At 59.8% G+C, this 4,538-nt stretch carries 5 protein-coding genes and 1 pseudogene; all 6 read left to right on the forward strand.

The window, feature by feature from the left end; genetic code table 11:
• A partial coding sequence (locus HT737_RS16955; RefSeq protein ID WP_182403368.1) for an energy transducer TonB occupies positions 1 to 331 on the forward strand: 331 nt, incomplete at its 5' end.
• Between the two features lie 44 nt (positions 332 to 375).
• Positions 376 to 1,101: a MotA/TolQ/ExbB proton channel family protein gene (locus tag HT737_RS16960; protein WP_041071117.1), complete on the forward strand. Its 726-nt coding sequence runs from the start codon at positions 376 to 378 to the stop codon at positions 1,099 to 1,101.
• 1 nt (position 1,102) lies between these two features.
• Positions 1,103 to 1,504: a biopolymer transporter ExbD gene (locus tag HT737_RS16965; RefSeq protein WP_003220570.1), complete on the forward strand. Its 402-nt coding sequence runs from the start codon at positions 1,103 to 1,105 to the stop codon at positions 1,502 to 1,504.
• Between the two features lie 265 nt (positions 1,505 to 1,769).
• A pseudogene (locus HT737_RS16970) lies at positions 1,770 to 2,352 on the forward strand (alpha/beta hydrolase).
• A gap of 59 nt (positions 2,353 to 2,411) precedes the next feature.
• Entirely contained in the window at positions 2,412 to 3,332 is a 921-nt protein-coding gene (locus tag HT737_RS16975) for a sigma 54-interacting transcriptional regulator (RefSeq protein ID WP_121183069.1), read from the forward strand.
• A gap of 260 nt (positions 3,333 to 3,592) precedes the next feature.
• A complete protein-coding gene (locus tag HT737_RS16980) occupies positions 3,593 to 4,390 on the forward strand; it encodes a MetQ/NlpA family ABC transporter substrate-binding protein (protein ID WP_041071133.1) in 798 nt (265 codons plus the stop codon).
• The last annotated feature ends 148 nt before the right edge of the window (positions 4,391 to 4,538 follow it).

Raw genomic sequence — 4,538 nt, forward strand, 5'->3', positions numbered from 1 at the left:
GCCCCGGTCGCTGCGCCCAGCGCCACCTGCACCCGCGGCTCCGGCTCCGGTAACGCCGGCCTCGGCCAACGCCGCGTATTTGAAGAACCCGGCGCCGGAGTATCCATCGCTGGCCCAGCGTCGCGGCTGGGAAGGCACGGTATTGCTACGGGTGCACGTGTTGGCCAACGGCAAACCGGGCGAGATCCAGATTCAGAAAAGCAGTGGCCGGCAGCAGCTCGACGACGCAGCGCTCAACGCCGTCAAACAGTGGAGCTTCGTCCCGGCCAGGCAGGGTGATGTCGCCCAGGACGGCTGGGTCAGCGTGCCCATCGATTTCAAGATTCATTAAACCGAAACCTATTCGCGCTAAATGTTTACACGAGGGAACACATCATGACGTTACTGGCCTCTCCACTGGAATCCATCGAAAGTGCGGTGATCTGGCTGCTGGTGGTTTTTTCCGTTGCCACCTGGGGACTGGCGCTGCTCAAGGCTGTGCAGTTCGGTCGTCTGAAGGCGCAGGATCGCAAGTTTCATAAACGCTTCTGGGCGGCGTCGAGTCTCGACTCCGCCGCTGAGTTGAGCGAAACCCAACCCGGCGCTGCGGCCCGGGTGGCACAGGCCGGTTACGCGGCGATTCAGGTGGGTGAGGCGCCGCAGGCCAATGATCTGAGCCAGGCGATCAACCATCAGGATCGCCTGGAGCGAGCCTTGCGCCAGCAGATCGTGCGCGAACGGCGTTCGCTGGAAACCGGTCTGGCGGTGGTCGCGAGTATTGGCAGCACCTCGCCGTTCATTGGCCTGTTCGGCACGGTGTGGGGAATCATGGAAGCGCTCAAGGGCATCAGCGCGGCAGGCTCGGCGAGCCTGGAAACAGTCGCCGGTCCGATCGGTGCGGCACTGGTCGCCACCGGTGTGGGGATCGCGGTCGCGGTGCCGGCGGTGCTGGTTTACAACTACTTTTTGCGGCGTCTGAAACTGACGGCGGCGGATCTGGATGACTTCGCCCACGACTTCTACAGCCTGGCGCAGAAGAGTGCGTTCCGCGTGTTGATCCACCCGACTGCAAACAAGGTGTCGGCACCGGGCAACGCGACAAAAGTGAAGGAGGCGTCCTGATATGGCCTTCTCCACGCAAGACAGCGACGAGGTGCTGAGCGAGATCAACGTGACGCCGCTGGTGGATGTGATGCTGGTGCTGCTGGTGGTGTTTATCGTCACCGCACCGCTGCTGACCAATGCGATCCCGATCAATCTGCCGAAGACCGAAGCGGTGGCGCCGGTCGAGCAGAAAGATCCGCTGGTGGTGAGCATCGACGGTGCCGGCAAACTGTTTATCAACAAGGATGAAATCCAGCCGGACCTGCTGGAATTCAACCTCAAGTCAGCCAAGGCGAAAGACCCGGAAGTCCGCGTGCAACTGCAGGCCGACGACGGGGTGAACTACGGCGAAGTGGCGCGGGCCATGGCTTCGATCGAGCGGGCGGGGATTACCAAGTTGTCGGTGATCACGGCGCGGTAACAGGATTTACGTTTTTCCGGGGCCGTCTCCTTGGCAGGGTGCGGCCCTTTTTTTTATCTCGCAAAAACTACCCCTGTAGGAGCTGCCGAAGGTGCGATCTTTTGATTTTAAGAACAAGAGCAAAAGATCGCACCTTCGGCAGCTCCTACACAAAGGTGACTTATATTTCTTTTTGGTCTTAATAAATAGCTTCTTATTCCTTAACGAATATAAATCCCGTCCCTATACTCGATCAGGAACAGACACGACGCAGGAGAGCTCCCCCATGCGCAACGAATCAATCCGTTACCTGATTGTGCCGGGCTGGCAAGGATCGCCAGAAGATCATTGGCAAACCCATTGGCAGAACAGCCTGCCCAACAGCGCCCGGGTGGAGCAGGCCGACTGGCTGACACCGCGCCGTGAAGACTGGGTCGCGGCGCTGGCCGAAGCGATTGCCGCCGACAGCACGCCAGTGATCCTGATTGCCCACAGCCTCGGCTGCGTCACCGTTGCGCATTGGGCGGCTACCGCGCCCCGTGCAATACCTGCGGCAGGTGCGCGGGGCGTTGCTGGTCGCGCCGGCCGACGTCGAGCGCCCGTCCTGCGCACCGGCGCTGCGTAATTTTGCACCGATCCCGACTGACCTGCTGCCGTTCCCCAGTCAGGTCGTCGCCTCCGACAACGACGCCGCCGTCAGCGCGCCACGCGCGCTGGAGCTGGCGCGTCATTGGGGCGCCGAAGCGGGGATTCTCGCCGGGGCCGGGCACATCAACGTCAAGTCCGGGCACCAGCGCTGGGAGCAGGGTTTCGCTTACCTCTATCGCCTGCAAAACCGCCTGGAACTCCACGCGCGGCGTCGCGCTTGAGTGGTATCTTTTCTTTTTGATCGCCCCCGTCTCCCGGCGGTTGTGGGCGGGAGTCTGCCATGAGTTTTGAAGCGTTCGGTCAGCCGTTGCTGACCTTTCCCGATGCGGAAAAAAGTCCCCTGAGCATCCGTGCCAAGGCGCTGGTCTTCGTCGATCCGCGTTCGCGGCAGCTGCGTGAGGAGCTGGAGCACCTGGCACCGCGGACAATCTCGGTATTGATCCGTGGCGAGACCGGCACCGGTAAAGAGTTGCTCGCGCGCCACATCCACCGCGCCAGTGATCGCAGCGGTCTGTTCGTCTCGGTCAATTGCGGCGCGATCAGCCCGACCTACGCCGATGCCGAGCTGTTCGGCTATGCCGCCGGCAGTTACACCGGTTCGGCCAGCAGTCGTGCCGGCTGGTTCGGTTCGGCCAACGGCGGCACGTTGTATCTGGACGAGATTGGCGACTTGCCGCTACCGATCCAGATCAAACTGCTCGCCGCCCTGGAAAATCATGAAGTCACCCGCGTCGGCGCCCATCAGCCAAGCCCGGTGGATGTACGGCTGGTAGCGGCCACCAGCATCGATCTGGCACAAGCGGTGGACGCGGGGAAATTTCACGAACGGCTTTATCACTACCTCAGCGAAGGGCAACTGGAATTGCCGGCGCTGCGCGAACGGATCGGCGACATCCTGTCGCTGGCCGAATACTTTCTCGGCATCTACAGCCAGCGTCTGGATCTGCCGGTGCCATTGATCAGCGAAGCCGCGCAGCACCTGCTGGAACGGCACAGCTGGCCGGGCAACACCCGCGAGCTGGAAAACGTCATTCACTTCGCGCTGCTGGTCAGCACCGGCGAGGAAATCCTCCCGGAGCACCTGAACCTGCCACAGACGCTGGTGCAGATCGAAAGCCAGATCAAACAAATCCTGGAAAATGGCACCGCTGCCGATCAGCAGTCGCTAAAGCAGTTACTGAAAAACGCAGGCCTCGTGTAGGAGCTGCCGCAGGCAGCGATCTTTTGATCTTGCTTTCAGCACTTTTAAACCATTGAAAATCAAAAGATCGCTGCCTGCGGCAGCGCCTGCATGGCTATCTCGCGTGTATGAACAAAATGGAATATCAACGTGAATAAACGTTATTGTCCGGGAATAAAAAATCCCGGTATTGTCCGCTTCACGCCAGAGATAGCACTTCACTGGCACTGGTATTAATAGCCGTCGCCATTCGCGACCGTGATTCTCGATAAGGACACTGCATGAAAAAGGTTCTGTTGTTTACCGCATTGGCGGCTGCTCTGACTGCTTCCCTGGCCCAGGCCGGCGAGAAACTGGTGGTGGCGGCGACTCCGGTGCCACACGCGGAAATCCTCGAGCTGATCAAACCGACCCTGGCCAAAGAAGGCGTGGATCTGGAAATCAAGGTCTTCACCGACTACGTGCAGCCGAACGTGCAGGTGGGCGAGAAGCGTCTGGATGCCAACTACTTCCAGACCAAGCCTTACCTGGACAGCTTCAACGCCGGCAAATACAAGGACGACAAGGCCAAGTACCTGGTGACCGTGCAAGGCGTGCACGTTGAACCGTTCGGTGGCTACTCGAGCAAGTACAAGAAACTGGCTGATCTGCCTGACGGCGCGACCATCGCCATCCCGAACGAAGGCAGCAATAGCGGCCGTGCCCTGATCCTGCTGCAGAAGGCGGGCCTGATCGAACTGAAAGATCCGAAAAACGCCCTGGCGACCCCGAAAGACATCGCCAAGAACCCGCACAACTTCAAGTTCAAGGAACTGGAATCGGCCCTGCTGCCACGCGTGCTGAAGGAAGTTGATCTGGACATGATCAACACCAACTACGCGCTGGAAGCCAAGCTGAACCCGACCAAGGATGCATTGGTGATCGAAGGCGCTGATTCGCCTTACGTGAACTTCCTGGTCGCCCGTGAGGACAACAAGAACAGCGACGCCATCAAGAAACTGGCCGCTGCCCTGACCAGCCCTGAAGTCAAAGCGTTCATCGAGAAGAAGTACAACGGCGCGGTACTGCCGGCGTTCTGATCCGCCGCTTGAACCACCCCTTCAAGGTATGAAAAAAAACGCCGATGGCCAGTAAGGGTCATCGGCGTTTTTTTGTGTGCTCGATTTATGGGATCGCCACAGGATCTAAAGCCAGAATCAAAAGATCGCAGCCTGCGGGCAGCTCCCT

Origin of the sequence: Pseudomonas sp. MD195_PC81_125 (assembly GCF_014060985.1) — a bacterium.
In the GTDB taxonomy this organism is placed as follows: Bacteria; Pseudomonadota; Gammaproteobacteria; order Pseudomonadales; family Pseudomonadaceae; genus Aquipseudomonas; species Aquipseudomonas parakoreensis.